Annotated in this window: 16 protein-coding genes; 14 read left to right on the top strand and 2 right to left on the bottom strand. The window is 41.2% G+C overall.

Features of this window, described 5'->3' with window-relative positions; translation table 11 throughout:
• Positions 1-27: 27 nt before the first annotated feature.
• Positions 28-1,617 (bottom strand): cellulose biosynthesis protein BcsE, encoded by a 1,590-nt coding sequence (gene bcsE, locus OM33_RS08140; protein WP_199922424.1) that lies wholly within the window; start codon positions 1,615-1,617, stop codon positions 28-30.
• A 320-nt stretch (positions 1,618-1,937) separates the two neighbouring features.
• Between bcsE and OM33_RS22505 the strand changes: the two genes are divergently transcribed.
• The 6 genes from OM33_RS22505 to OM33_RS08115 are packed head-to-tail and all read left to right on the top strand — an operon-like array spanning position 1,938 to position 12,703.
• Positions 1,938-2,114 carry a hypothetical protein gene (locus OM33_RS22505; RefSeq protein WP_199922423.1) on the top strand — a complete coding sequence of 59 codons (177 nt, stop codon included), beginning with the start codon at positions 1,938-1,940 and terminating at the stop codon, positions 2,112-2,114.
• A 30-nt stretch (positions 2,115-2,144) separates the two neighbouring features.
• Positions 2,145-2,858 carry a cellulose biosynthesis protein BcsQ gene (bcsQ, locus tag OM33_RS08135; RefSeq protein ID WP_038640725.1) on the top strand — a complete coding sequence of 238 codons (714 nt, stop codon included), beginning with the start codon at positions 2,145-2,147 and terminating at the stop codon, positions 2,856-2,858.
• The gene (gene bcsA, locus OM33_RS08130; RefSeq protein ID WP_052140942.1) at positions 2,855-5,482 is read left to right on the top strand and encodes a UDP-forming cellulose synthase catalytic subunit; all 2,628 of its coding nucleotides are present in this window, start codon (positions 2,855-2,857) and stop codon (positions 5,480-5,482) included. The genes bcsQ and bcsA overlap by 4 nt, the downstream gene beginning before the upstream one ends.
• Positions 5,466-7,778 carry a cellulose biosynthesis cyclic di-GMP-binding regulatory protein BcsB gene (bcsB, locus tag OM33_RS08125; RefSeq protein WP_038640723.1) on the top strand — a complete coding sequence of 771 codons (2,313 nt, stop codon included), beginning with the start codon at positions 5,466-5,468 and terminating at the stop codon, positions 7,776-7,778. Before bcsA ends, bcsB begins: the two co-directional genes overlap by 17 nt.
• Before the next feature lie 3 nt (positions 7,779-7,781).
• On the top strand, positions 7,782-8,900 hold the full coding sequence (gene bcsZ / locus OM33_RS08120; protein WP_038640721.1) for a cellulose synthase complex periplasmic endoglucanase BcsZ: 1,119 nt from the start codon (positions 7,782-7,784) through the stop codon (positions 8,898-8,900).
• Positions 8,891-12,703 (top strand): cellulose synthase subunit BcsC-related outer membrane protein, encoded by a 3,813-nt coding sequence (locus tag OM33_RS08115; protein ID WP_038640720.1) that lies wholly within the window; start codon positions 8,891-8,893, stop codon positions 12,701-12,703. The genes bcsZ and OM33_RS08115 overlap by 10 nt, the downstream gene beginning before the upstream one ends.
• 45 nt (positions 12,704-12,748) lie before the next feature.
• Here the strand turns inward: OM33_RS08115 and OM33_RS08110 are convergent, their stop codons facing one another.
• Complete coding sequence (locus tag OM33_RS08110) at positions 12,749-14,521, bottom strand: ABCB family ABC transporter ATP-binding protein/permease (RefSeq protein ID WP_038640718.1); 1,773 nt, start codon at positions 14,519-14,521, stop codon at positions 12,749-12,751.
• A 40-nt stretch (positions 14,522-14,561) separates the two neighbouring features.
• Here OM33_RS08110 and OM33_RS08105 point away from each other — a divergent pair, with 40 nt between their 5' ends.
• The 8 genes from OM33_RS08105 to OM33_RS08070 all read left to right on the top strand — a co-directional run bounded on the left by OM33_RS08105 (position 14,562) and on the right by OM33_RS08070 (position 25,223).
• The gene (locus OM33_RS08105) at positions 14,562-15,329 is read left to right on the top strand and encodes an ATP adenylyltransferase family protein (protein WP_038640716.1); all 768 of its coding nucleotides are present in this window, start codon (positions 14,562-14,564) and stop codon (positions 15,327-15,329) included.
• A gap of 264 nt (positions 15,330-15,593) precedes the next feature.
• Entirely contained in the window at positions 15,594-17,042 is a 1,449-nt protein-coding gene (locus OM33_RS08100) for a peptide MFS transporter (protein ID WP_038640714.1), read from the top strand.
• 128 nt (positions 17,043-17,170) lie between these two features.
• A complete protein-coding gene (locus OM33_RS08095; protein WP_038640712.1) occupies positions 17,171-19,885 on the top strand; it encodes a metallophosphoesterase in 2,715 nt (904 codons plus the stop codon).
• Between the two features lie 400 nt (positions 19,886-20,285).
• A complete protein-coding gene (hppD, locus tag OM33_RS08090) occupies positions 20,286-21,332 on the top strand; it encodes a 4-hydroxyphenylpyruvate dioxygenase (RefSeq protein ID WP_038640711.1) in 1,047 nt (348 codons plus the stop codon).
• 133 nt (positions 21,333-21,465) lie between these two features.
• Positions 21,466-22,779, top strand: a complete 1,314-nt coding sequence (gene fahA, locus OM33_RS08085) for a fumarylacetoacetase (RefSeq protein WP_038640709.1) — start codon at positions 21,466-21,468, stop codon at positions 22,777-22,779.
• A 172-nt stretch (positions 22,780-22,951) separates the two neighbouring features.
• Complete coding sequence (locus OM33_RS22020) at positions 22,952-24,199, top strand: peptidoglycan DD-metalloendopeptidase family protein (RefSeq protein ID WP_052140941.1); 1,248 nt, start codon at positions 22,952-22,954, stop codon at positions 24,197-24,199.
• Positions 24,189-24,575, top strand: a complete 387-nt coding sequence (locus OM33_RS08075) for a bactofilin family protein (RefSeq protein ID WP_038640707.1) — start codon at positions 24,189-24,191, stop codon at positions 24,573-24,575. Before OM33_RS22020 ends, OM33_RS08075 begins: the two co-directional genes overlap by 11 nt.
• On the top strand, positions 24,576-25,223 hold the full coding sequence (locus tag OM33_RS08070) for a peptidylprolyl isomerase (protein WP_038640706.1): 648 nt from the start codon (positions 24,576-24,578) through the stop codon (positions 25,221-25,223).
• Positions 25,224-25,311 lie beyond the last annotated feature (88 nt).

Here is a 25,311-nt window from a genome sequence, read left to right as displayed (position 1 = left end):
CGCAATAATAATATAAGTTAAATACATTTACTCTGAATCCACTAAGGTTAAGGTATAAGGAGTACAAGGCTTTCTAGTTGGTAAACGTGAAATATCGTTGATAGAGGATGTTCTGCCGGATGTACTCATAGTGGGCACTTGTTCTTCCACTGCAGACTCCAACAAGCCAATAGAATAATCTTCCAACTCTTTATTTTCATCATCACGCTTTAAATTTCTGCAAATATCTTCAATGTACAAGTCTTGCGAATAAATGGAGTGTGCAGTAAAGAACTCACTAATAGCTAATCGAAATAAACGCTCTAACGCATTTGTGACATCGTTCTCTCGGCAACCATGCAGATACAACAACACCTGATTTCGGTTAGCAGTATAAAAATCGCCATTTCGTTTAACAGAAAAAAGTCTTAATGCATCAATAGGGTCTAAGCCTTTAATTAGGTCCAAAACCACTAAAACACCACTTACCCCTGTGGACAAGCTCGACGCTCTCTGCTTTTTAACCGCGTCAGTAAAATGCGTTGGGGTTAAATACCCTTTTTCTTCAACACCATTGGCATGTGCCAATACAGCTTTATAATCTTTTGGTAATACCCGTGCGAATTTAACGCCTTGTAACGCCTGCACTTGTGACATCAGGCGTGAAATATCAGTCGTTGTATGCAAAATAAGGTTGACACCTAAGGTTAAAAACACACATTCATCATGATGTCGTAATACACCATCTTTGTTTTTGATAACAATTTTTAACCAGGGGCCACATAGCTCACGTAATTTGTAACACTGGGCTGCTAGTTGTGCTTTTTCGACATCTCTTGAAGCATAAAGAACAACGGTTGCGCCTTTATTTGTTTTAGCCTTTTCTAAAACGCTTTGGTTGTCATCGCACACATGGTAATTAGGTGGCAGTTTAGTCTCACTAGGCAACAATTCTTTTGCAATAAACACCTGTTCAAGGTTTTGCTGATAAAAGGCATTTTCTTCATCTTGTTGTTGCTCAAGCTGAGCCGAAGGACTGTCATCAAAGGATAACTGGTATTTAACTTTTGAGCATACGCCATGTGAATGCCGCCAAAAATCAAAAATCAGCGCGTGATTCATTAAGTGACTATTTAAATGGGCAACCCCATCAAGTAACGCACTGTACTTAACAAAATGGGTCAGCTTTTCAAGTGCACTTTTCCCAGTCATTAAAAACACTAAACTGGTCTTGTATTTATCACTCAATCGTTTTGTTTTTTTCAATAATTTTTTAACAAAGTTCTCATCAAAGCGAGCGGCAAGCGTTTCTGAAAAATGCACTATTATGTGGCTGTTTCGAAAACCAGAATAAAAACTTAGTTCTTCAAATATTTGGCTAATAGCGTTTAGTTGATTGTCGACAAAAAAGGTATGGTCTAAGGTAAATGCCTGACAACGTGCTTGGGACTGTCCATCCGTCTTTGTCAAAAAGCGCCCTGGCTCTTGTGAAATAACGAAATTATTATGTTGCCCGTCGAGCGAGCGTAAGGCCAATTCAATACCAAACTCTTCACTGTTAGCAAACATTACATATGTTGCAGATTTAGTGATCTCAGCTTGCTCGTTTTGAATACCTAAAAAGTTTAATTTATGCACATTTAGCCCAGTTTTGCAGTATAAGCGTCTTATTACCACATAACGCTTAGATATAAAAAAGTAATACTTTCTATTTAGCTCAAAATATGATTCTATATACAATCATTTAGCTAAGTCCAGCGCCATGTTTGAGAAAACGGCTAAATCCTTATTTGTTTAAGTTAATTACAATTACACCTGCTTGAAGAAGCTTATGAATTTAAAGGGATATAAGGGGAAATAGGTAATTTTGAATTTATCTTCCGCGTAATAGAATGTAATAGTTTAACCGAATCTAACCGTCTAATAATAGAACTGTTTTTACCTGAGAGGTTAATTTTGTGACTGAAAATCAAAACGCACAAAAGATTGAAAATGCTTACAACGCGCATGATATTTCTAAACTAGAATCTAAAAGCAACATCGCTGTCGCGGATTATGTTGAAATTACCGAAAAGCAGAAAGAAAGCAAAATTATCGCTAAATACGATCTTTTAAGTGAAATCGAAGAAACTTAACAATTCCATTAGAGCACAGCATTTATTTGTATGAATCGAGTTTTTTTTAGGGGCATTAAAGGCGGTACAGGTACCACCTCAATTGTTGCCAATATTGCAACACTATTAGCTCAAAGCAAACATAATGTGCTTTGTATTGACCTCGACCCTAAAAATGAATTGTGTTTGCACTTAGGCCACCACTGGCACGACCAAATTGGTTGGTCTAATAAAATAAACGACAGTAATTCGCAATGGACAGACGTCGCTTTTGTTAACGAAGACAGTGTAAAGTATGTGCCTTATGGTTCAGAGGCAACAAATAGTTTTTCATTAAATACCCTATTAAACCAATCTAAACGACTGTCATCAGAAGTGAATAGCTGGCTATTTTTCGATGTACCGAGTTATATATCGCTTGATGAGTTACCGCTCGATGAAAACGACATCGTAATAAATACTGTAACCTGTGACCCTAGCTGCTATAGCCAAATCAAAAAAGGCAACTTTGGTGAAAACACCTATTTCCTGATTAACCGCTTTAATGCCAGCAATCCTCTTGAACTTGATATTTACCAAATCTGGCGTGCTAACCTAGCTCAGCTTGCGCCGTTTTTTATGCATTTTGATAGTGCTGTACCTGAAGCGTTAGCGGCAAAAAATGTACTTATCAATTGTTTCCCGCTAAGTGTTGTGAAAGAAGACTTTCATGCCCTCGCTAGTTGGTTGAATAACAAACGTCACGCGCAGACACAGTCCTCATGAGCGAGAACAATTCAACACGCCAAACCAGCGGCTTTAAACTTATCAAATCACGTTATGACTATTTTTTCGTCGATAACAGTTATAGTGTGTTTATGTCGGGGCTGTTAACCGTTATTTACTTCCTTTTCTTTGCTTTAATTAAGTTAGAGCGGATAGATTTTGATAACGCTTTTTATCGTTACTTTCCTCAGTTAAAGCCAAATCGCTTTCGCCTAGGTGACCCACTTCGTTTTATCATACAGCTGATATTCCTGACGCTAGTAAAATTTAAGCGTGGCCAAAAAGACAACCAAGAGAAACAAGCCAAGTACTCTATTTTCAAAATTTTGCCGCTATTTATAGAGTGGGCAAATCAATTTGATAAATGGTTTACGTTAAGAGTTCGTCAATCACTTAATAAAGAAATTAATGAAAACTCGCAAACGGGTTTGCAGAAATTAACCAATGCAGATTTTTGGGAAAAGCCTCACATTACCAAGATACTGCTCGCAGGCGTGCTTTTTTTACTTGCTATTTTTATCACGGTACCCTTCTCACTCGAAGCACAAGCCATCTTTATGAGCTTAATCTTATTTATCGCGTATTCCCTTCGCGGTATCAAAGGCCCCTTACCGACCATTGTTATGATAACGCTGTCTGTCACGACTTCTACTCGTTATATTTGGTGGCGTTTTAATGAAACACTTAACTGGGGTGACCCAATCGCATTATTCCTCGGGTTTGGTTTGCTTGCAGCCGAAACCTATGCGTGGTTTATACTTATCCTCGGTTTCTTTCAAACTATTAGACCGCTAAAACGAAAACCCGTTAAATTACCCAAAGATACCAGCACTTGGCCGACAGTTGATGTCTATATTCCAACCTATAACGAACCTTTGAGCGTAGTTAAACCGACGACTATTTCTGCCCTCGCATTAGATTGGCCTGAAGATAAATTGAATGTCTACATTCTCGATGATGGTAAACGTGATGAGTTCAAGCAATTTGCTGCCGAAATCGGTGTCGGTTATATTGTTCGTCCTACTAATTTCCACGCGAAAGCGGGTAACTTAAACCATGCTATGCGTTACACTGATGGCGATCTAATTGCCATATTCGACTGTGACCACGTCCCTGTTCGATCTTTCTTACAGATGACAATTGGCCAATTTGTTGAAGACCCTAAAATGTGTTTGGTGCAAACACCCCACCATTTTTTCTCAGCCGACCCGTTTGAAAAGAACCTCGGTAATTTTGCACAAATTCCAAATGAAAACATGCTGTTTTATGGCCTAATCCAAGACGGAAATGATCTTTGGGATGCGACCTTCTTCTGTGGCTCTTGCGCTGTTATTCGCCGTAGTGCAATTGAGGAAATTGGTGGATTCGCTTTTGAAACCGTAACTGAAGATGCCCACACCGCACTTAAAATGCAGCGTAAAGGGTATCGCACTGCATATATCAATATTCCGCAAGCTGCTGGCCTTGCAACAGACAGTTTATCCACCCACGTTGGCCAACGAATACGATGGGCACGAGGCATGGCGCAAATATTCAGAGTTGATAATCCCCTACTTGGAAGAGGCTTGTCATTAAGTCAGCGTTTTTGCTATCTCAATGCTGCGATGCACTTTTTCTCAGGCATTCCCCGTATTGTTTTCTTAACGGCACCGCTCGCGCTTATCTATTTTGATGCCTACATCATATATGCACCTTTTTTAGCGATTTTATTGTATGTGGTGCCGACCTTGATGCAGGTAAAAATAACGAACTCCCGAATCCAAGGTAAATGGCGTTATTCATTTTGGGGGGAAGTGTATGAGGCTGTTCTTGCCTGGTACATTTTAAAACCGACTACTGTCGCATTATTTGCACCTAACAAAGGTAAGTTTAACGTAACAGAAAAAGGTGGATTAACCGACAAAGATTTCTACGATTGGGAAATCTCAAAGCCTTATTTATTTTTAGCAACAATTAACTTAATCGGTCTAGTCGTTGGTGTATTTCGTCTTTTCTTTGGTGACCCTGTTCAAATCGGCGTATTACTGATTAGTATGGCGTGGGCACTTTATAATTTTATGATTTTAGGTGCTGCCATTGCTGTTGCAGCTGAAGCAAAGCAAGTCCGTCGCTCTCATCGTATTGCAGCTGATTTTCCTGCGGCAGTGCGTGATAGCCAAGGTAAAACATACAAAGTGCGAGTAACTGACTTTAGTGATGTAGGTGTAGGTGTACAATTGCCAGCGGAGGATCTACTGAAAATTGAAAGCGATATCGAATTAATAATGTCTCGCGGACGTCGCCAATTTTCGTTTCCATGTAAAGTCATCAATGGCCGCAAAAACCGTGCTGGTTTGACGCTTAACAACCTTACTCTTGAACAAGAAAAAAACTACATTGAATCAACGTTTAGCCGTGCCGATGCATGGCTAACTTGGCAAGAAAATTTCACACATGATCTACCCTCTGAAAGTTTTAAACATGTGCGAGAAACCAGTGTGCGTGGTTTTAAAAGTTTAATTTTACATGCACCTGACAATGCGAAGAAATACATAACTAAAATTGGTAATATTTTAAATTTGGTTGGTTCGTTTATGCCGCGAAAGCCAAAGCTGGGAAATTTAAATTATGAAAGTGCTAACTAAAATAGCAGGAAGCATATTAGCGCTCTGCACGCTTCACAGCGTGAGTGGCTCTGCAACCACGAGCGATAATAGTCTATCTGGTAACTTTGCTCAAAGTGCAATAAAAATTGCTGAGAACAAAGAAATTTACAAAGACGGTTACCCTGAAGCGGGTCCGCGCAGCACCTTATCCTATACGTTTGAACAGTTAAACCGCCCAGATATGCGTCTGCGCGGGGTACAAGCCAGCCGAACCGTTGATTTTACCAACCGTGTTGACCATATCATTACGGATCTAAGCCTCGATTTTGCCTTTACCAGTTCACCTGCATTAATCCGTGAACTATCACATATTAAGGTCTACCTGAATGAAGAGGTAATGGCGACGATTCCAGTGGTTGATGCAAGCCATGAAACTGTTAACCAAGGCATGCAAAGACACAGTATTAAACTTGAACCAAAGTTTGTTGAAGATTTTAATACCTTACGTTTTGAATTAATTGGTCACTATACACGCGAATGTGAAGACCCATTCCATTCGAGTATTTGGGCCGACATTAGCCGTACCAGCCGTATTACGTTTACTGAGCAGCAATTACCTTTTGAAAGCTTATTGGCGCAATTCCCAGAACCATTTTTTGATGAACGTGATTATTCCCAGTTAAATTTACCGTTTGTATTTAATCAAACGCCTGATAATACAACCCTGCATGCTGCCAGTATTTTAAGTTCATGGTTTGGTGCAAAAGCAAACTGGCGCGGTGCAACATTTCCTGTTAATTACAATGAGCTACCAAGCTCACACAGCGTAGTTTTTGCGACAAACGATAATCGTCCTGACTTTCTAGCTGACTACCCTGATGTGGAAGGGCCTGTTGTTGAGGTGATTGCCAACCCAGAGCATCGCTATCAAAAATTATTACTTGTTCTCGGACGCAATAGTGACGATTTAAAAGTAGCTGCCGAAGGCCTCGCCTTAGGTTTGCCAATGATGACTGGACGTACGGCTAAAATTAATAAAGTGGAGTTTATTGAACCACGCAAAGCCTATGATGCGCCGCGCTGGATCCGCTCAGATCGCCCTGTTCGCTTTGGTGAATTAGTTGAATACAAAAATCAATTACAAGCTATAGGTTACAGTGCACCACCAGTTAAATTAGACGTGCGCGTCGCTCCTGATCTATTTACTTGGTACACAGATGGGTTACCCATTGAACTCAAATACCGTTACACCCCCCCAACGGACAAAGGTGTGTCTCGGTTAAATATGTCAATTAACGAAGAATATGTGCAGGGTTACAAACTTGACCCAGATGAATATTCAACCCTTGTTGATGAAGATATTCGCATCCCATTGTTATCAACAGATGATACGGACAAAGAGCGTTATTTTACTGTTCCCGGCTTTAAAGTAGATATCAAAAATGATGTTGCTTTTGAATTCTTATTCTCTACTGAAAAAGAAGGTTTCTGCCAAACGACCGCGCCAGAGGGAACAATTGGTGCCATTGATGAAAACTCAACCATCGATGTTTCGGGGTATCATCACTATATCGCCATGCCTAACTTACATGCTTATGCACAAGGTGGCTTTCCTTTTACTAAATATGCAGATTTAAGTGAAACTCTGATTGTGCTTCCAGCATCACCAAATCGCGATGAGGTAGAAACATTACTGACCGCAACCGGTCATTTAGGGCAAACCACTGGTTACCCATCTCTGAAAGCAACCATTCTAACTGACAATGGCGCTGACATAGACTTTGATGACAAAGACATTCTATTAATTGGTTCTCAAACAGGCGCAGAAAGCTTTTCGCAAAGCGAACATATGTCTGTGCTTATTAATCAGTCACTGCGTGAAATTAAACAAGCTATATATGAAACACAGCCTTATAAGTATGCTAAAAGCAATGAAGATGCGGCCACCCATGTTTCATTAGAGAGCTATGGCTCGCTTGCTGCTATCGCAGGTTTTCAATCGCCATTCAACGATGAGCGCAGTGTTGTAACCATCATGGCGGCAAGCAGTAACGACCTTCACTTAATCAATGATACTTTAATTGACGGTGCAAAATTAATTGAAGTGCAAGGTACTGCAACCATCATCAACCCGTATAAAGTGCATCAATCACACCTTGGTGAACGTTATTATGTGGGGTCACTGCCGTTACACACGTTAATCTGGTTCCATTTATCTGACCACCCGTTACTATTAGCATTTATGACCATTATTACATTACTCATTTTATCTGTTATTTTATGGCGTGTACTCAATACATTAGCGCGTAAACGTGTTGGCGATAAGGAAGACTAAATTATGAAAAAGTTAATACTATTGCTCATTCTTCTGATGCCAACATGGTTGAAAGCTGAAAGTTGCTTGGTGTGGCCTGAATGGCAAACCTTTAAAAACAACTTTATTTCTAAAGATGGGCGTGTCATTGACTTAGGCTCAGAGAAAAACATTACAACCAGTGAAGGCCAGTCCTACGGAATGTTTTTCGCGCTCGTTGCAAACGACCAAGAAACCTTTGATAAGCTATTAAACTGGACAGAACGTCATCTTGCCGAGGGCGATTTGAGCGCACGCCTACCTGCGTGGCTTTGGGGCCGAAAGACACCGACCAGCTACAGTATTTTAGACTCAAATCCTGCGTCAGATTCCGATTTATGGATTGCCTACGCACTCGCGGAAGCAAGTCGTTTGTGGAATGAGCGTCGCTATGCCGTTTTGGCCGCGGTAATGGCAAAGCGTATTCTTAAAGAAGAAACCGAGTTTTTACCTGGACTTGGCTTAACCGTATTACCAGCCCCTTATGGCTTTAAAGTTGACGATAGCACTTGGCGATTAAACCCAAGCTATCTACCTCCTTTTATCTTCCAGCGTTTTATAGAACTCTACCCAAGTCAGCCTTGGCAAGAAGTACTGAATTCTTCACTTGTTGTGCTTTCTGAAAGTGCGCCAAAAGGCTTTAGCCCAGATTGGGTGCTTTACAATCCGAAAAAAGGCTTTCATTTTACTAAGAAACATAATGATGAAGGTAACTTCAATGCCATTCGCAGTTACCTTTGGGTAGGCCTGTTAGCCGATGATGCGAGCTATAAAGAGCAGTTACTGTTCAAATTCGACCCGATGGCACGAAAAGTAAGTACCAATCGCGCAGTGCCGCTAAACACTTATGCTAAAACTGGCCGCACTAATAAAACTGGACCTCTTGGCTTCCAAGCAGCGATACTACCCTTTATGAAATCATTTGGTGACCGCGTAACTGCCAGCATGATAAATCAAAAAATCAATGCCAATATTGATTATGAGCTGCGCAATAACTACTACAGCAGTGTATTAACGTTATTTGGTACTGCTGCAACAAATGCGCGATTTGAACTGCTAAATGACGGTTCATTAGTACCTGCATGGAGCACCGAATGCAACTAAGAGCCTCGGCACTATTAGTTAGTTGTTTACTTACAACACAAGTGCATGCCAGCGATGGGCTAGATGCACAACCTATTAGTTGGCTTTTAGAGCAAGTTGAACTCGGCGAAGCGCAACAAAAACCACAGCTAGTGATTGATAGCCTTGCGCGTCTAGAACAAGTTGAGCCTGGCAGTCTTGATATCAGAGCGGCCTGGATCCGCTATTACTTTGAACAAGGCGAAGTTGAAAAGGCTGTAGAGGAGTTAAAAGCGTTTAAAAAGGAAGAGCCCTTTTATCCTTATATTCAACGACTAGACAGTATTGCATATATTCATTCGCCTGAAGGCAAAGAAAAATTACAAGCCATTCGACTGCTTGCCCGTGCAGGTCAATACAAGGAAGCTGCAAAACAGTTTAAAGCTTTGTTTCGAAGCGAGATCCCAACAGCACGTTTTAAATTCGAATACGCCAATATGCTATCAGCAGATCCTGACAGCTGGCAGCGAGCAAAAAAACTCTTCACAAAGTTAACTCAGCGTTACCCTAATACGGCAGAATTTGAAGTCGCATATGCTCGCCATATTTTAAAACGCAAACCAACTGACCGAAAATCTCTCGCCATCTTACGAAAGTATGCAACACACTCGCAAATGCGTATCGAAGTTGAACGAGTATGGTTAAATGCGCTAGAAGATATGCCTATCAGCACTTTTACACGCTCACAATATAGTTATTTCTTCAGCCTCTACCCAAATAGCGATTTAGGCAAATTACAATACGATGTATTCAGCGAAAAACTTGTTGCGCAATTAAAACTTGAAGCCGATCCAAATTACCAAGCTTGGCAACGTGGCAAACGTCATATGGCCAACGAAAATTATGCGCTGGCAGAAAAATTGCTGCGAAAAGCTGCTGCAGGTCGTCCACAGGATGCTGATATTGTTGGTGACTTAGGGCGCGCTTTAATGGCACAAGGTAAGCATACTGATGCACAACAATACTTTAGAAAAGCAGCCTCATTGGCTGATAGCAGTGATAAGTCGATTTGGCTTGGTTTACTCAATACCTCAAAATTTTGGGGACTAATCGCACAAGCACGTACTGCAATTGACGCCCTTGAGCTGACTGAAGCTGAAACGCTTCTTGCCAGTGCCTTAAAGCTTAACGAAGATACCAACACTGTACTTATCTATTCATCCCAAATTGCCAAAGCAAAAGGGAATACCCAGCAAGCAATCAAATACTTGCAAACAGTGTTACGCAATGATCCTAACAACAGTTATGCCTTATCTTTACTCCTCGGCATTGTGGAAGAGCAACAAAGTATTGCTTCGTTAGAGCGCTTTGAATCCAGTTTGACAAAAAAACAACGTCAAGCGGTTGCCGCAGAAATCAATGCTGCGAAAACATCTATCTATCGTGAGCAGGCCGATGATTTATCGAGCCGAGGTGAACCAGAAGCAGCCATCGCATTGCTTGAAAAAGCGATAAAAACCTCTCCGACCAATGGCTGGCTTTATTATGATCTTGCCTTTGAGTGGCGTAAGTTAGGCGATATAGACGCCAGTAAGAAAGTCTATAACCAAGCGCTGTGGCGTTTCCCGATGAATCCTGAAATACGCTATACACATGCCCTTTATATGCGTTCTCTCGGCGATTACCGCGCAGGCTTACAAAGCCTATCTTATATCCGTGTGAAAGATTACACACCGCAAATTAAAGAATTAAAAGAAACACTTGCGCTCGGTGAACAATTCGAACAAGTTGACTTGCTAATTGAAACCGAACAAAAAGCGTCAGCCCTAGCGCTATTGCAAGAAATTGAGAACCAAAACGAGTTAAGCAATTTGCAAAATGCGCAAATTGCAGCCCAATGGCACAAGCTTGGTATGCATAACCGCGCAACAAAACAGTTGCGCACTGCCCTAGATAGCACACCAAAACTCGATTTTTACTGGTACCAGCTCTACAGTGAGTGGTTACTCAACTCAGATGACACAGTCGCATTAGACAACTGGTTTGCTAATTTACATATGGCGCCAGCCAGTACGCAAAGTGAAAAACGCGAAATTGAAAATTTAAAAGTGCGCTATCAGGTTAAAAAGCAACCTGAACGTGAAGAACTGATTTTAACATCGTATTTAAGTAACAACCCTTCAAGTATTCCAGCTAATTCACGACTTTTGCAGTTTGCACTTAATAAAGGTGAATTCGAACAGGTTGATTTACTTTATGAAAATGCTCACAAATATGGTGAGCTTGAATTTGAAACTGAGTATCAAGTAGCGCAAAAGGCATTATTCAGTAATAAGCATACACTCGGCGAAAAAGTGGTACGGCACCTTGTTTATCGCTTAGCTGCCGATGAAAACTACAATCAACGCCGCTTAATGGCACTTTTGTTAGATTTCAACGATGAAAGCAATGCGTTAAGGTACAAAAAAGATTTACTAGCTCTGTCACCAGCGGATGCTGAATTACTTAATCTTGCAGGTCAAGTAGCGGATAAATTTGGCCAAAGCGATCTCGCTATTGAGTACTATCGCCAAGTGCTAACAAGTCAAAACCTAGACACAACCGATAAAAAAATACTGCATGAGCTCACGCAAGACAAAGAAACGGATACTTGGTATATGCGCTCTGCCCGTTCCGGTATTGCCAAAATTCAAAACCGTACTGATGGCCACCTTGCAATTGCTGGGGATTTCAGTGGTCAAACAAGCACGCAAAACGATCATGAATTGGGCCTTGGTGCAGCTTTGTTTGAAGGCTACTTTCCTTTTATGGACGGGCAACTTTTTGCAAAGGCCGATGCGGTGAGTATTTCGGCACAGCAAACAAACTTTACTGAACGTTTTTCGGCAAGCCGCTATGGTACGGGCGCACTTTGTTATGACACCTGCTCATTATTCAGTATCACTCCTCGCGATCAAGGCATTGCCCTTGGCTTTGGCTGGCAAAATGAAAACTGGCGCGTGGATATAGGCACAACGCCTCAAGGTTTTTTAATCTCGAATATAGTGGGTGGCTTGCTCTATCAAAATAGTCTTGGTGATTTTAGCTATGACATTGAAGTTGAGCGCCGAGCACTGACTAACAGTGTGCTTTCGTATGCAGGTCTGGAAGATGTCAATCAAAATGACATATGGGGCGGTGTTACGAGTAATGGCCTAACCCTTGGGCTTTATCATGACCTCGGACTTGAATGGGGCTTTTGGGCAACACTCGATTATCAGTATTATGAAGGTCAGAATGTACTTGATAATGACCGCAAGCGAGCCATGACAGGTGCCTATTATCGCTTTATCCAACAGCCTGATTTTGAACTGTCTGTCGGCACTAACTTGTTGTATTGGGGCTATAAGCATAATCTTTCTGAAGAAACCTACGGCCACGGTGGTTACTATAGCCCGCAAAAATACATGGGGGTCTCTGTACCTGTCACAGTAGATGGCCGCTTCCAAGATGATTTAGTTTATCGCCTAAAAGTAAATGGTGGTTATTCACGCACTACCACGGATGCCATCGATTTCTATCCCAATAACCCTGAGTTACAAGCGATTGCAGAGTTAAAAGCAATTGAAACAGGCATCGACCCAGTATTTGCAGCTGATAAAAGTAGTGGCTTTTCATGGGGTATTGAAGGATTGGTTGAATATCGCATACAGCCACAGTGGTTAATTGGTGCGAGCTTTAATATTGACCGCGCTGATTTTTATGAGCCAAATTACGGACAGATCTACGTGAAATATCTATTTAACCCTATGTACGGTGAATTACCATTGGTACCAAGGTTAATTGTGCCTTACGCCAACTATTAATTAAGCAAATAAAAAGGCAGCTTTCGCTGCCTTTTTATTTGCTTATCATTGACTTTGACTGCGCCAAAGTGCTGCATAATGACCATTTTTTTCCAGTAACTGCTGGTGTGTGCCCTCTTCCACCAGCTGACCTTGTTCCAAGTAGAAAATATGATCGGCATCGGTGACAGTTGATAAGCGATGGGCAATCATAATAGCGGTATGATGACGCGCTACTTGCTTAATGGTACGCATAATGGCTTCTTCGTTATGGCTATCAAGTGCTGAGGTAGCCTCATCAAAGATCATAATGGGCGAGTCTTTCAATAATGCTCTCGCAATCGCAACGCGTTGTTTTTCACCACCTGAGAGTTTTAATCCTCGTTCACCAACATGGGTATCAAAACCCTCTTTAAGTGACTCAACAAAGGTTTTGAGATTGGCAGCTTCGCTTGCAGCAATAACCTGCTCCTTAGTTGCAGCTAAATTACCATAATGAATGTTATCAAAAATACTGGCGTTAAATAGCACAGTATCTTGCGGTACCACTGCAATTACTTTGCGCAATGAGTCAAGTTCAAGCTGAGAGATGGGTTGCTCATCAATTTTTATCTCGCCATTTGTCACATCATAAAAACGACACAGTAACTTAGTCAGTGTACTTTTACCGGAACCACTTGGTCCTACAATAGCCACTTTGCTACCCGCTTTAATGTTGAGAGATAAGTTGTTTAGAATTGTGCGCTCTTTAGCATATCCAAAGGTTACATTTTCAAATGCTATCGCACCATGGCTTACATCAAGCCTTTTGCCATCAGCATTACGTGAAACGGATGTCTCTACTTTCAGCAGATCAAACATATTTTCAATATTGGTAAGCGAGCCTTTGATTTCACGATAGACAAACCCCAAAAAGTTGAGTGGCATAAATATTTGCATCATAAAGGCATTAACCAATACAAAATCACCGAGCGTCATCGCCCCTGCTTCAACATCTAATGCAGCAAATAACAGCATGGATGTCATGGCTGTTGCAATAACCAGTGCTTGCCCACCATTTAACGCAAATAATGATAAGCGATTTTTGCGACGTGCTTTCTCCCATGCGGCAAGCTCTACATCGTATTCTTTTATTTCGTGATCTTCGTTATTGAAATATTTGACCGTTTCAAAATTTAACAGGCTATCAACGGCGCGAGTATTTGAGCGATTGTCAGCCATATTGGCTTCACGGATAAACTTTAATCGCCAATTAGTTACATAAACAGTGAACGTGATATAAACCACCACAGACGCAGCAATCACTAACCCATATTTGGCACCATATTTGGAAGTTAAAATACCAATCACCAACATCAACTCAATTAACGTTGGTCCAATATTGAAAACAAAGAAACGCATGACAAAGCTAATGCCTGATACGCCTCGTTCAATATCACGGGCAAGGCCTCCGGTTTTGCGGTCTAAATGAAATTTAAGGTCGAGGTGTTGTAAATGGCTAAAGACTTTCATGCTAATACGACGCATGGCACGTTCAGTCACCCGACCAAACAACATGTCGCGTAACTCTGACAACACCACATTGGCAAGTCGCAACACACCATAGGCGGCAATTAAACCTATCGTACCAAGTAGCACCACACTCTGTTGTTGATCTAAGGTATCAACGGTGTATTTAAGTACAAAAGGCAGGTAAACACTGGCAAGCTTAGCAAGTACCAAACAGCCAAAGGCGACAATAATACGCGTGCGAAATTCTAATAAATAAGGTACAACTTGTTTAAAGACGCGTATATTGAAACTATCATTTTCATTTGGCACAGAAAAACCGCGGCGCATAACTCACTCGTGCTCATTAAGATCAAATATAGGATGTATTATGTATTGGCAAGCAGTTGAACAGCAAATAGAAATCGCATTAAAAAATAAAACACTCCAGCCTCTCTCGACACAAAGCCAATCATTTTTAGATAACGATATTCATTTCACAGTACATCTTCGTGTTGCGAAAAAAGTGAATAAGCCCCATCAGACAACGCAAAAAAGTAATCCATTTTTACCTCATGAAGATGCCATGTTTGTTAAAGCATGCCCCCCTTCACACAAACTACTGTTAAATAAATTTCCTGTATTAAAACCCCACGCACTTTTGTGTAGTAACGATTTTGTCTCACAGCAAAGCCCGCTTTGTGCCGTGGATTTTTCAGCTTGGTTAGCGCACTTAAATTCACCTCATGATGTAGGGTTTTATAATGCAGGGCCTACTGCGGGTGCCAGCCAAGGGCACCGCCATATGCAGTTAATTCGCCTTGCACACTCTGATACTGTGTCTGCCATTGCGAAACAGCTTGAATCAATTAGCTTTGTGCGTTTTGGCTTTCTTACCGCAGAGCTCTGCAATGAGTATTACCAACAGGCCCTCACTGAATTTAAGTTGCATCACAGTGAGCATGAAACCGCTGCATACAATTTAATCCTGCACAAAGATTTGTTCTGGTTAGTCCCCCGTAAGACCCCACACATTGAATCGATATTTGCTAATGGGCTAAATTTTTGTGGACATTTTTTAGTAAAAGACGAAACAAAACTAAACTGGCTAAAACACTATGGCTTCATTGATTTTTTAAAAGGCCTCGTATCTGAGTGAATAATTAATCGACGAAATTGCATACAAACAGGTCAAATCTGTTAGATAAGGGCTTTTGTTTAAAAAACTCTCTAGGTATACTGGCCGGATGCAGTTTGTATTAATAACCTTATTTTACCCCTCGTTCAGTATGTTTATTAACACAAATCTGCCTTCTGGGTAACTGTTACCCAAACACACATATTGGCCACCCGTTCAGACCGAAAGGTAGTAACAACAATAATAATATTGGCCATAACAATAATTTGAATTAGGAAGCATACGATGAATTCAGTCCCTAAAGCAGGTGAAATGTTAGGCCACCCGAAAGGCCTATTCCTGCTATTCACTACAGAACTTTGGGAGCGCTTTAGCTACTATGCAATGCGCGCAATCTTAGTACTTTATCTTGTTGACCAAGTATATTCTGAAGGCGGTAACGGTATGGGTTGGACCCAAGCCGATGCACTTTCGATGTACGGTACATTTACTGGTCTAGTATACCTTACGCCATTAATTGGTGGTTGGTTAGCAGACCAATATTTAGGCCAACGTAAAGCAATTTACATTGGTGGTTTCTTAATGGCCGCAGGTCAATTTATGCTAGGTACACCGCACGCATGGGTACCAGGTATGGAAACCGAAGCTTTCTACGTAGGTTTAGGTTTATTAATTGCTGGTAACGGTTTATTTAAGCCAAATATTTCAACCATGGTTGGTGACCTTTATGAAGAAGGTGATAACCGACGTGACGGCGCATTCACAATTTTCTACATGGGTATCAACGTAGGTGCCGCACTGTCAGGTATCGTTGTAGGCTCAGTAGTTGCGCATTATGACGGAAACTATCAAGCTGGCTTCATCTGTGCAGGTATCGGTATGGTACTTTCACTTATCATTCAATTCTTATTTGCACAAAAACTTCTTGGCAACATTGGTACTGTACCAGCAGCTAAACTTGAGAAAGAAAAGCAAACTGAAGTTCGTAAAGAGCCACTAACGGCTGTTGAACGTGACCGTATTAAAGTAATCATGGTACTTGGTCTATTCACTGTTGTTTTCTGGGCAGGCTTTGAACAAGCTGGCGGCCTAATGAATATTTTCACTAACGAATACACAGACCGTAATATCGGTAGCTTTGAAGTACCAACCACGTGGTTCCAATCATTAAATGCAATTTTCATCGTTGTATTTGCGCCTGTAATTGCGTCTATCTGGATCCGTCTTGGTAACAAAGAGCCTAACTCACCAGTTAAATTTGCACTTGGCCTTATCTTATTGGGTATTGGTTTTGTATTTATGATGGGTGCAGTTATGGAAATGGACGGCGACCCTACAAACAAATCAAGTATGTGGTGGTTAGTTGGTGCATACTTCTTCCACACTATGGGTGAATTATGTTTATCGCCAATTGGTTTATCTATGGTGACTAAACTTGCTCCACTGCGTATTGCATCATTAATGATGGGTGCTTGGTTCCTATTTATTGCAATTGCTAACAAAGTTGGTGGTATCGTTGGTTCATTCATTGGCCACGGCGAAACAACTAAAGAAGAGCAACTTGCAAATGCAATGTCTATCTTCGGTGGTATCTTTATTACTGCGATTGCTTCAGGTGTTCTACTTTACTTTATGGCAGACAAATTAGTTGATTGGATGCACGGTGCAGAAGATCACAACCACACTGAAGAAGAAGTACTTGAAGAAGAATTAGAAGTAACAGCAACACGCTAATACTTATCAATTTTCATAAAAGGGCTTATAGATTGCTATAAGCCCTTTTTTTATGTCATCAAGTGTAATTGATGCCTAACCATCAGATATGGTATTTTCATGCTCAAATTAATTCTTTTGGGTGAATTGTGAAAAGTTTCAAGTTACTGAGTTTTGTTCTGTTATCGCTAGCACTTAGCGCTTGTGGTGGTGGCGAAACTGAAAAAGTGTTCGTTCCCGATCTAGAACAAGGTGGAATTATAAGCCCAACGATGAGCTTAAATGCCAACTTTGATAACGGCTTGATGAGCCTTCGCATTCCCGCTGGCGTTTCCGACAGTGACTTCACCTTGAAAGTCAGCTCTTCATCGAGTGGTTTAACCAATGATGATTACCAAATCATCTCTAATACTTACACACTTGCCCCAACTGATAAAACACTCAACAACCCAATTCAAATGGAAGTGTTTGTAGATTTAACTGACTTTCAACAGGGTAAAGTCTATATCGCGCGATTAGACAATGGCGTGTGGAATCCTGTCACCAGTAGTGTAAGTGCCGCAAGTGTCAAAGCGGACCTTATTCAACTGGGTCAATATGCCGTTATTTTTGAGCCTAAACGTGAGTTAGTAATCAGTAAAACAATTGGCCCAGCTTGTGATACGAGTTCACCTTCTCAAACTTTGCGCTTTATCCATGTTGCCGATTTACATTCTCGGTTTGGTTACAAAGAGCAGCTGTTTAGTCGTATCAAAGGTTACTACCAACAGGCAAAAGCAGAGCAACCCTATACTTTGTTTACCAACGGTGGCGATGACTACGAAAAAGGCACGGTTGCTGAACAAATTTCAAAAGGGCTGGCCACAGTTGATGCAATCAAAGCAATGGAGTTCGATGTGCGCGTAGTGGGCAACCACGACTATGCCTGGGGACCAGCACAACTATTGGATTATGCAAACGATGATCATGCCATTGTTTTAGCCAGTAATACCCGCTATGTTGGCAATGATGAGAATGGCTTTGCGGCAGTTGATTTTGCTGCTGTGCAAGTCGGCTGTTTGAAAGTCGGCTTTTTTGGCATGACCTCAGTGCCATGGAATGAATTAGATGAACCGCTACAAACTGCCCCTATTCCGGATTTTATCCCTGACTTTAGCATGAATTGGGATTGGACATCCGTTGCGCAAAGTATTGTTAATACTTATCGTGAAGATGTTGATTTTATGGTGATGTTAAGCCACATGGGCGTAGGTGGCGATACCCGTATTGCTGAAAACATCTCGGGTGTTAATTTGGTCTTGGGTGGCCATACTCATGGTGGTGAAAGTATTCAAGCACTTGATAATAATGCATTAGTAATACAACCAAACTTTTTTGCCCAGGGGTTAACTGACTTATCACTCACAATAGATACAAACACCAAAACCCTAATTGAGTATGACTACAAAACACATCTAACGAGCACAATTAGTAGTATTGATCAGCAAATGGTTGAGCGTGTAGACCAAATAATGGGGCGTTACGCGCCAGATGCTAATACAGCCATTGCCTTTTCTGAAAATTACCCTGACGAAGCCGAAACAGCTGAAATTTTAGCAAACGCCACCTTTTTTACGCACAGTGTCGACGCCGCATTATTTGATCCAATTCAAGTACAAAACCGCTGGACACCTGGCAAGCTGACTCAAGAAAAGTTTCATGAAACTTACTATGTTGAAAGACAACCTTCCGATACTCCTGGCTTTAACGCGCTTTATCAAGTATCAGTAACAGGCAGTGAATTAAACCAAATGCGTTTAGCGCAGCCTACTTGGGTATTTAAACTGGCGACAGATAAATCAATCGATAACGATAAAACCTATCGCGTTGCACTGCAAAAAGGCCCTGCTTTTAATGGCAGTCAGTTTTTCTCTGGAAACACTCTACCTGCACCTGTTGAATTATCAGAGTCTTGGTGGGCACTTGATCAATATGCCCGCCACCGCACCAGCCAATGTGTTCATATCGATACTAACCAGCCACTCAATAGCTGTCTGCGAGATGACAATATTACTATTTGGAATTTTGATGACTTAGACTCTCCATTTGCATCGGATTTAGGGCCTGCTGAGTTAAATTATTTTGACCCTCTGGTCAATAACTGGGGACCAGAGCGCAGCCCTTTTACGACCACAAGTAACGCTGACATCACGCCTTTACCTGATGGCTCATCAGGGGTACTCGCTTTTGGGCGTCACAGTCCATCGCAAGGGCTTTCACTTACACATAACGCACCTGCAAATGGCGACTTTTATTTCAGTAGTAAAGTGTCGGATTATACCCTTGTTATGGATATCATGTGGCCAGAGAGCAGTATTAATGAGTTTAGAGGACTTTTACAAACTGATCCGCTCAACAATAATGATGCTGATCTATTTGTTGATAGAGATACCAATGGGGTTGGCATCACAACGCGAGACAGTGGCTTTTTTGGTAATTTAGAGGCGAATACTTGGTATCGCGTTGCCATTGTCTTTTATGCCGCGCCACAAAACGGCGTGTTAAAAGTATTTATCAATGGCGAACTGGCGGGTGAAAAAGATGAGGGCGAAATTGGTGAACGCTGGGCATTGAGTGATACCTTATTGCTACTGACCGATGATACTTATGAGACTGAACCAGGCTTTTTAAACGCGTTACTTTTTGCTGGACGCAGCCTTGATGCAGATGAAATTGCATCTCTCGGTGGACCCAGTAAAACAATGCGTTTTACTCAGCAAACACGATTATTAAATGAAAAAGTCGAACGCCATAGTGAAAGTGTTGCAACGATGGCGTTAAATCCTTGGTTATTGCAGCGCCAGAAGTTCTTCAAAACAAAGTAACATCGCACTAAATTATTCGGGGCATTTTGCCCCCTTTTTTATTGCAGCGTTATCATTCGTTTAATTTTGTAAATATAACAGTACAAAAAAGCTCAATTTTTAAACTCATCATATAGAGAAAATCTCTACGTTATTTTTATGATTTGCTTATTTAAGCCGCAAAAATCAAAATTTTGTTCTCGGTATTTTGCTGCTTTTCGTTTTTATTATTCATTATTAGGTTAAACTTCCCTTGAAACCCCTAATTTTGTATTTAAAAGTTTACAAAATAGACCTCTAAGCAAAAGCTCCTCCCCTCTTTCCCTTGGCTTTATTTTGGATAATTATCTACCCAATTCGTGTTTAAAGAGTTGGCCACTCCAACTAACTAAGCCATCTCTCACTCTTTAGGGGACTAAAAATGACTACTGCAAATAACCCACTCGGTTTATTAGGTATTGAATTCACAGAGTACGCAACACCAGATGCAGACTATATGGACAAAATCTTTGCTGACTTTGGCTTTTCAAAGCTAAAGAAGTTTAAAGGTAAAGATATTACTTATTACAACCAACATGATATTCATTTTTTACTAAACAATGAGCGTGATGGCTTCTCTGCTGAGTTTGCTAAATCACATGGCCCTGCAATTTGTTCTATGGGTTGGCGTGTAGCAGATGCACAAAAAGCATTTGATGTTGCTGTAGAGCGCGGCGCAAAACCAGCGACTGATTCAGCAAATAAAGACCTACCATACCCAGCAATCTATGGTATCGGCGACAGCTTAATCTACTTCATTGACGTATTTGGCGACAAAGGTTCTATTTACGCAAATGACTTTGAAGATTTAGCGGAGCAAAACATTGTTGAAGATAAAGGCTTCCTTCGCATTGACCACCTAACTAACAATGTTTACAAAGGCACAATGGAAACTTGGGCTAACTTCTACAAAGACGTATTTGGCTTTGAAGAGGTACGTTACTTCGACATTAAAGGTCAAAAAACAGCGCTACTTTCTTATGCACTTAAATCACCGTGTGGCACATTCTCTATTCCAATCAATGAAGGTAAAGACGATAACAACAACCAAATTGATGAATACCTAGATGAATACAACGGCCCAGGTGTTCAGCACTTAGCGTTCTTAACAAATGATCTAGTTGGTTCATTAGATAAGTTAGACCAAACGAACATTGCAACACTTGATATTGTTGACCACTACTACGATACAATCTTTGACCGTGTTCCTTGGGTTAAAGAAGACAAAGACAAAATTAGAGAACACCAAATCTTAGTAGATAGCCAAAGCGAAGATTGCTACTTACTGCAAATCTTCACTAAGAACTTATTTGGTCCTATCTTTATTGAAATGATCCAACGTGTTGATGACGGTGGTTTTGGTGAAGGTAACTTCCAAGCACTGTTTGAATCAATTGAGCGCGACCAAGAGCGTCGTGGTGTAATTTAAGTAATAAATACACAGTCAAGTTAAGCCCAACAAGCAGCATGTAATTTTATATGCTGCTTTTTCCACTTAAAGTCTTTAAAAATAACTGTTGCGTAGCAATATAAGTAAACAGTTACAATTATAAGGGTGCAATATGAGCGCAATTAACAAAACACATGACGTTAACCTTAAAAGTTGGGTGGCGTCTGCTAATGTGAGCGGTACTGATTTTCCTATTCAAAATTTACCTTTTGCAATTTTCCGCAAAGCAAACAGCAATCAAGAGTTTCGTGGCGGTGTCGCCATTGGTGATCAGGTGCTTGATTTAGACGCTGTGGTTGCATCTGGTGTATTAACTGGATTAGCACTTGAAGCGGCAACGGCTGCCAATGCACCAGCACTGAACGAATTTATGGGTATGGGTAAAGCCTATTGGTCAGCCCTTCGTCTTGCGTTAAGTGATGCTCTTGCTGAAGGCTCTGCGCATCAGTCAGCGCTTGAATCAGCACTTATTGCACAAGCCGATGTTGAATACGCTCTGCCATGTCATATTGGTGACTATACGGACTTTTATACGTCAATTTACCACGCAACAGCAGTAGGAAGCTTATTCCGCCCAGACAACCCATTATTACCGAACTACAAATGGGTACCAATTGGTTACCATGGCCGTGCATCATCAATCGGCGTATCAGGGCAAGCTTTTCCGCGTCCAAAAGGTCAAACAAAGGCTCCTGATGCAGATGTACCATCATTTGGCCCTGCAAAACGCATGGATTACGAATTAGAAGTGGGTATCTACCTTGGTAAAGGCAATGAATTAGGTGACGCCATTAACATTAATGATGCAGAAGATCACGTATTTGGTTTCTGTCTATTTAATGATTGGTCTGCACGTGATTTACAAGCGTGGGAATACCAGCCTCTCGGCCCATTCCTTGCGAAAAACTTCGCATCGACTGTTTCTCCTTGGATTGTAACCACGGAAGCACTTGCACCATACCGTACACAATGGCATCGTGATGAAAACGATCCTCAGCCACTTGAATACCTAGAGTCATCACATAACCGTGAAGCAGGTGCAATTGACATTCAAATGGACGTGTTACTTGAAACGGAGAAAATGCGCAACGAAGGCATGGAGGCGAGCAAGCTTTCAGAGTCAAGCTTTAAACACAGCTATTGGACAGTCGCGCAAATGGTAACGCACCATACAGTGAATGGTTGTAACTTTGTACCAGGTGATATGTTAGGTTCAGGCACACAATCAGGCCCAGAACACGAAGAAGCAGGTTCAATGCTTGAGTTATCTCGTGGCGGCAAAGAAAGCATTAAACTTAACAACGGCGAAGAGCGTAAGTTCCTAGAAGACGGTGACAAAGTTATTATGCGTGGTTGGTGTGAGGCAGACGGCTTTAACCGTATTGGTTTTGGTCGTGTAGAAGGCACGGTATTACCTGCTAAGTAAGCTTCTTAGCTGTTTAGGTGGCAAGCAATTTGCCACCTTATACTCCCCCTTAAGTACCATTTCAAAAATTTCTCTGGATTTTTTAAACTATCTTGGTATCTTGTACCGGTTAACCTGCCTGCTCAAAAAATAATAATTCACGGCAGTACACTTAACTACATCGGTTGTCATAATGTTAAAAGCACTTTTTCCAGATAAACAGTTATTGGTCCGCCAAAATGGTGATGTTAAATACATTACATTACCTAGTTGGCTACAAGTAAGCTTATTTGCTATTGGTGTGACTGTATGTGTTGTTGCAGGCGCTGGTAGTTATCAATATGTTGAGCTCAATAAAGTGATCGCAACACAAGACCAAATTATCGAGCAAAAGCAAACCGAGCTTGATGCCCTTCATTTATCTTATCGCGAAAAACACAGCGAACTATCAAACCGAATTTCTCAAATTGATGAAAAATCTCAGCTGATGACGAATATGTTGGAGTCATTACCTGAAGCACAACAAGCAGAATTCCAAGCAAAACAAGCTGAAGTGACGAAAGACACTACAAATACTCCAGCCGCTGAGCCAAAAGTAAAAGCAGATAGTGTCGAAGCTGAACCTGTCATTGCAGCGGATGATGCTGACAAAGGCGAGCAAACTACTCAAAAAGAGACAACCGAATCAGCTGAAAAAACGGATAAGGCTGACACAAGGCCTACCACTGCTAAGCCTAAGACGGAAGAAAAACAAACTGAGGCTGAAAGCATCGAAAGTGATATTGAAAAAGAAAATCAGCAACTCGATGCCAACTTTGCAATGCTATCGCAAATTGTTGACGAACGTACAGCGAGTTTACATCAAGCTTTGGAAAAAGCGGGTGTTGATAAAGGTTTCATCATTCAGCAAACGTTAGACACGACTGCTCAAGGCGGGCCATTTAACGCCATCGACACCTCAGTTTTGACAATCAAGCAGCAAAGCTTGCTAGATAAAATCGTATTATTGAACCAACTAAACGGCAACCTTGCGCTATTACCAACTACTCTGCCTGCAAAAGATTTTTATGTTTCAAGTGCCTACGGCCTTCGTACCGATCCTATTTCAAAACGCCGTGCAATGCATCGCGGCATTGATATGGCTGGTTGGCATAAAACAAAAATATTTGCACCCGCAAATGGCATCGTCAAGCGCGCAGGCCGAAACGGTGGGTTTGGCAACTTTATCGAAATAGAACATAAAAATGGATTCGTTACACGTTACGGCCATTTAGCAAAAATAAATGTAAAGCGTGGACAGCAAGTACAAAGAGACCAAGTTATCGGGCTAATGGGTAGCTCAGGACGCAGTACAAGTACCCATTTACATTACGAAATTTTACACAACAACAAGTATATCAACCCGTTAAAACTAACTAAGGCATTTGAGAATGTTCTCTAACAAGAAAAAAAGCCCTTTCCCTTCTATTATCTCTTCAGACGTTGAAATCACCGGGCAAATTAATAACGCAGGCACCATACAACTTGAAGGGTGCATTAATGGCGAAGTAAATGTACAAAGTTTAACTATCGGAAGCGATGGCCGTGTTGAAGGCGATATTAATGCCCAAGAAGTGATTGTAAAAGGCACTGTGAAAGGCACAATTAAAGCTAAAAAGGTCGTTTTAGAACAGTCTGCAACGGTAGTTGGTGATATCTTCCACGACACCATCAGCATTCAAGAAGGTGCATCGATTCAAGGTTCGATGACACAAACAACTAAGCCCGTTGCACCTATATCAGAAAAAGAAAATAAAAAAGAAAAGAAATCTGCTTAAATGAACATGTTACGAAATTCACTGTTATCCGTTTCAGCGGCATTATTGTTATCGGCTTGTTGGTTTCAAGACCCTGCCATTAAACAAGTTGAGCAATTTATCACAGAACAAAAAGTAGATAAGCAAACTGAGGGGTGGCGTACCAAACTAACAATGCCGCCCAAGTTAACATTTGCAGAAGACGCTACTTACTATTGGGTGCTTCAAACTACGCTTGGTGAAATGAAATTTGAGCTTTTCCATAAAACAGCACCTATGCATGCATCAAGTACCATTTATCTCACCACCCTAGGGTTTTATGACTCATTGATTTTCCATCGTGTAATCAATGACTTTATGGCTCAAGGTGGCGACCCTCTAGGCAATGGCCGTGGCTTTCCAGGCTATCGCTACGCGGGGGAATTTGAACCACTGGTACCGCATGATCAAAAAGGCTTATTGAGCATGGCAAATGCCGGCCCTAACACCGACGGCAGTCAATTTTTTATTACTTTTCGTGCTACGCCTCACCTTAATGGCAGACATACTGTGTTTGGTAAACTAGTGAGCGACGAAAAAACCCTTGATTTATTTAATGAAAATGGCAGCCGAAGCGGTCAGCCAAAACAAAAATTAGAGATTCTCTCAGCTAAAATTTTGGTAGAGTAACTTAATGACAGCCAAGCCTTAACATCGGTTATAGGCTTGGATCTCCCCAGCAGAACGTATACAATTCTCTCCCCTGAAAAATGTGTTG

Source organism: Pseudoalteromonas piratica, assembly GCF_000788395.1.
GTDB lineage: Bacteria > Pseudomonadota > Gammaproteobacteria > Enterobacterales > Alteromonadaceae > Pseudoalteromonas > Pseudoalteromonas piratica.
Note: the sequence above shows the minus strand (reverse complement) of the source record. Positions and strands in the feature narration are given on the sequence as shown.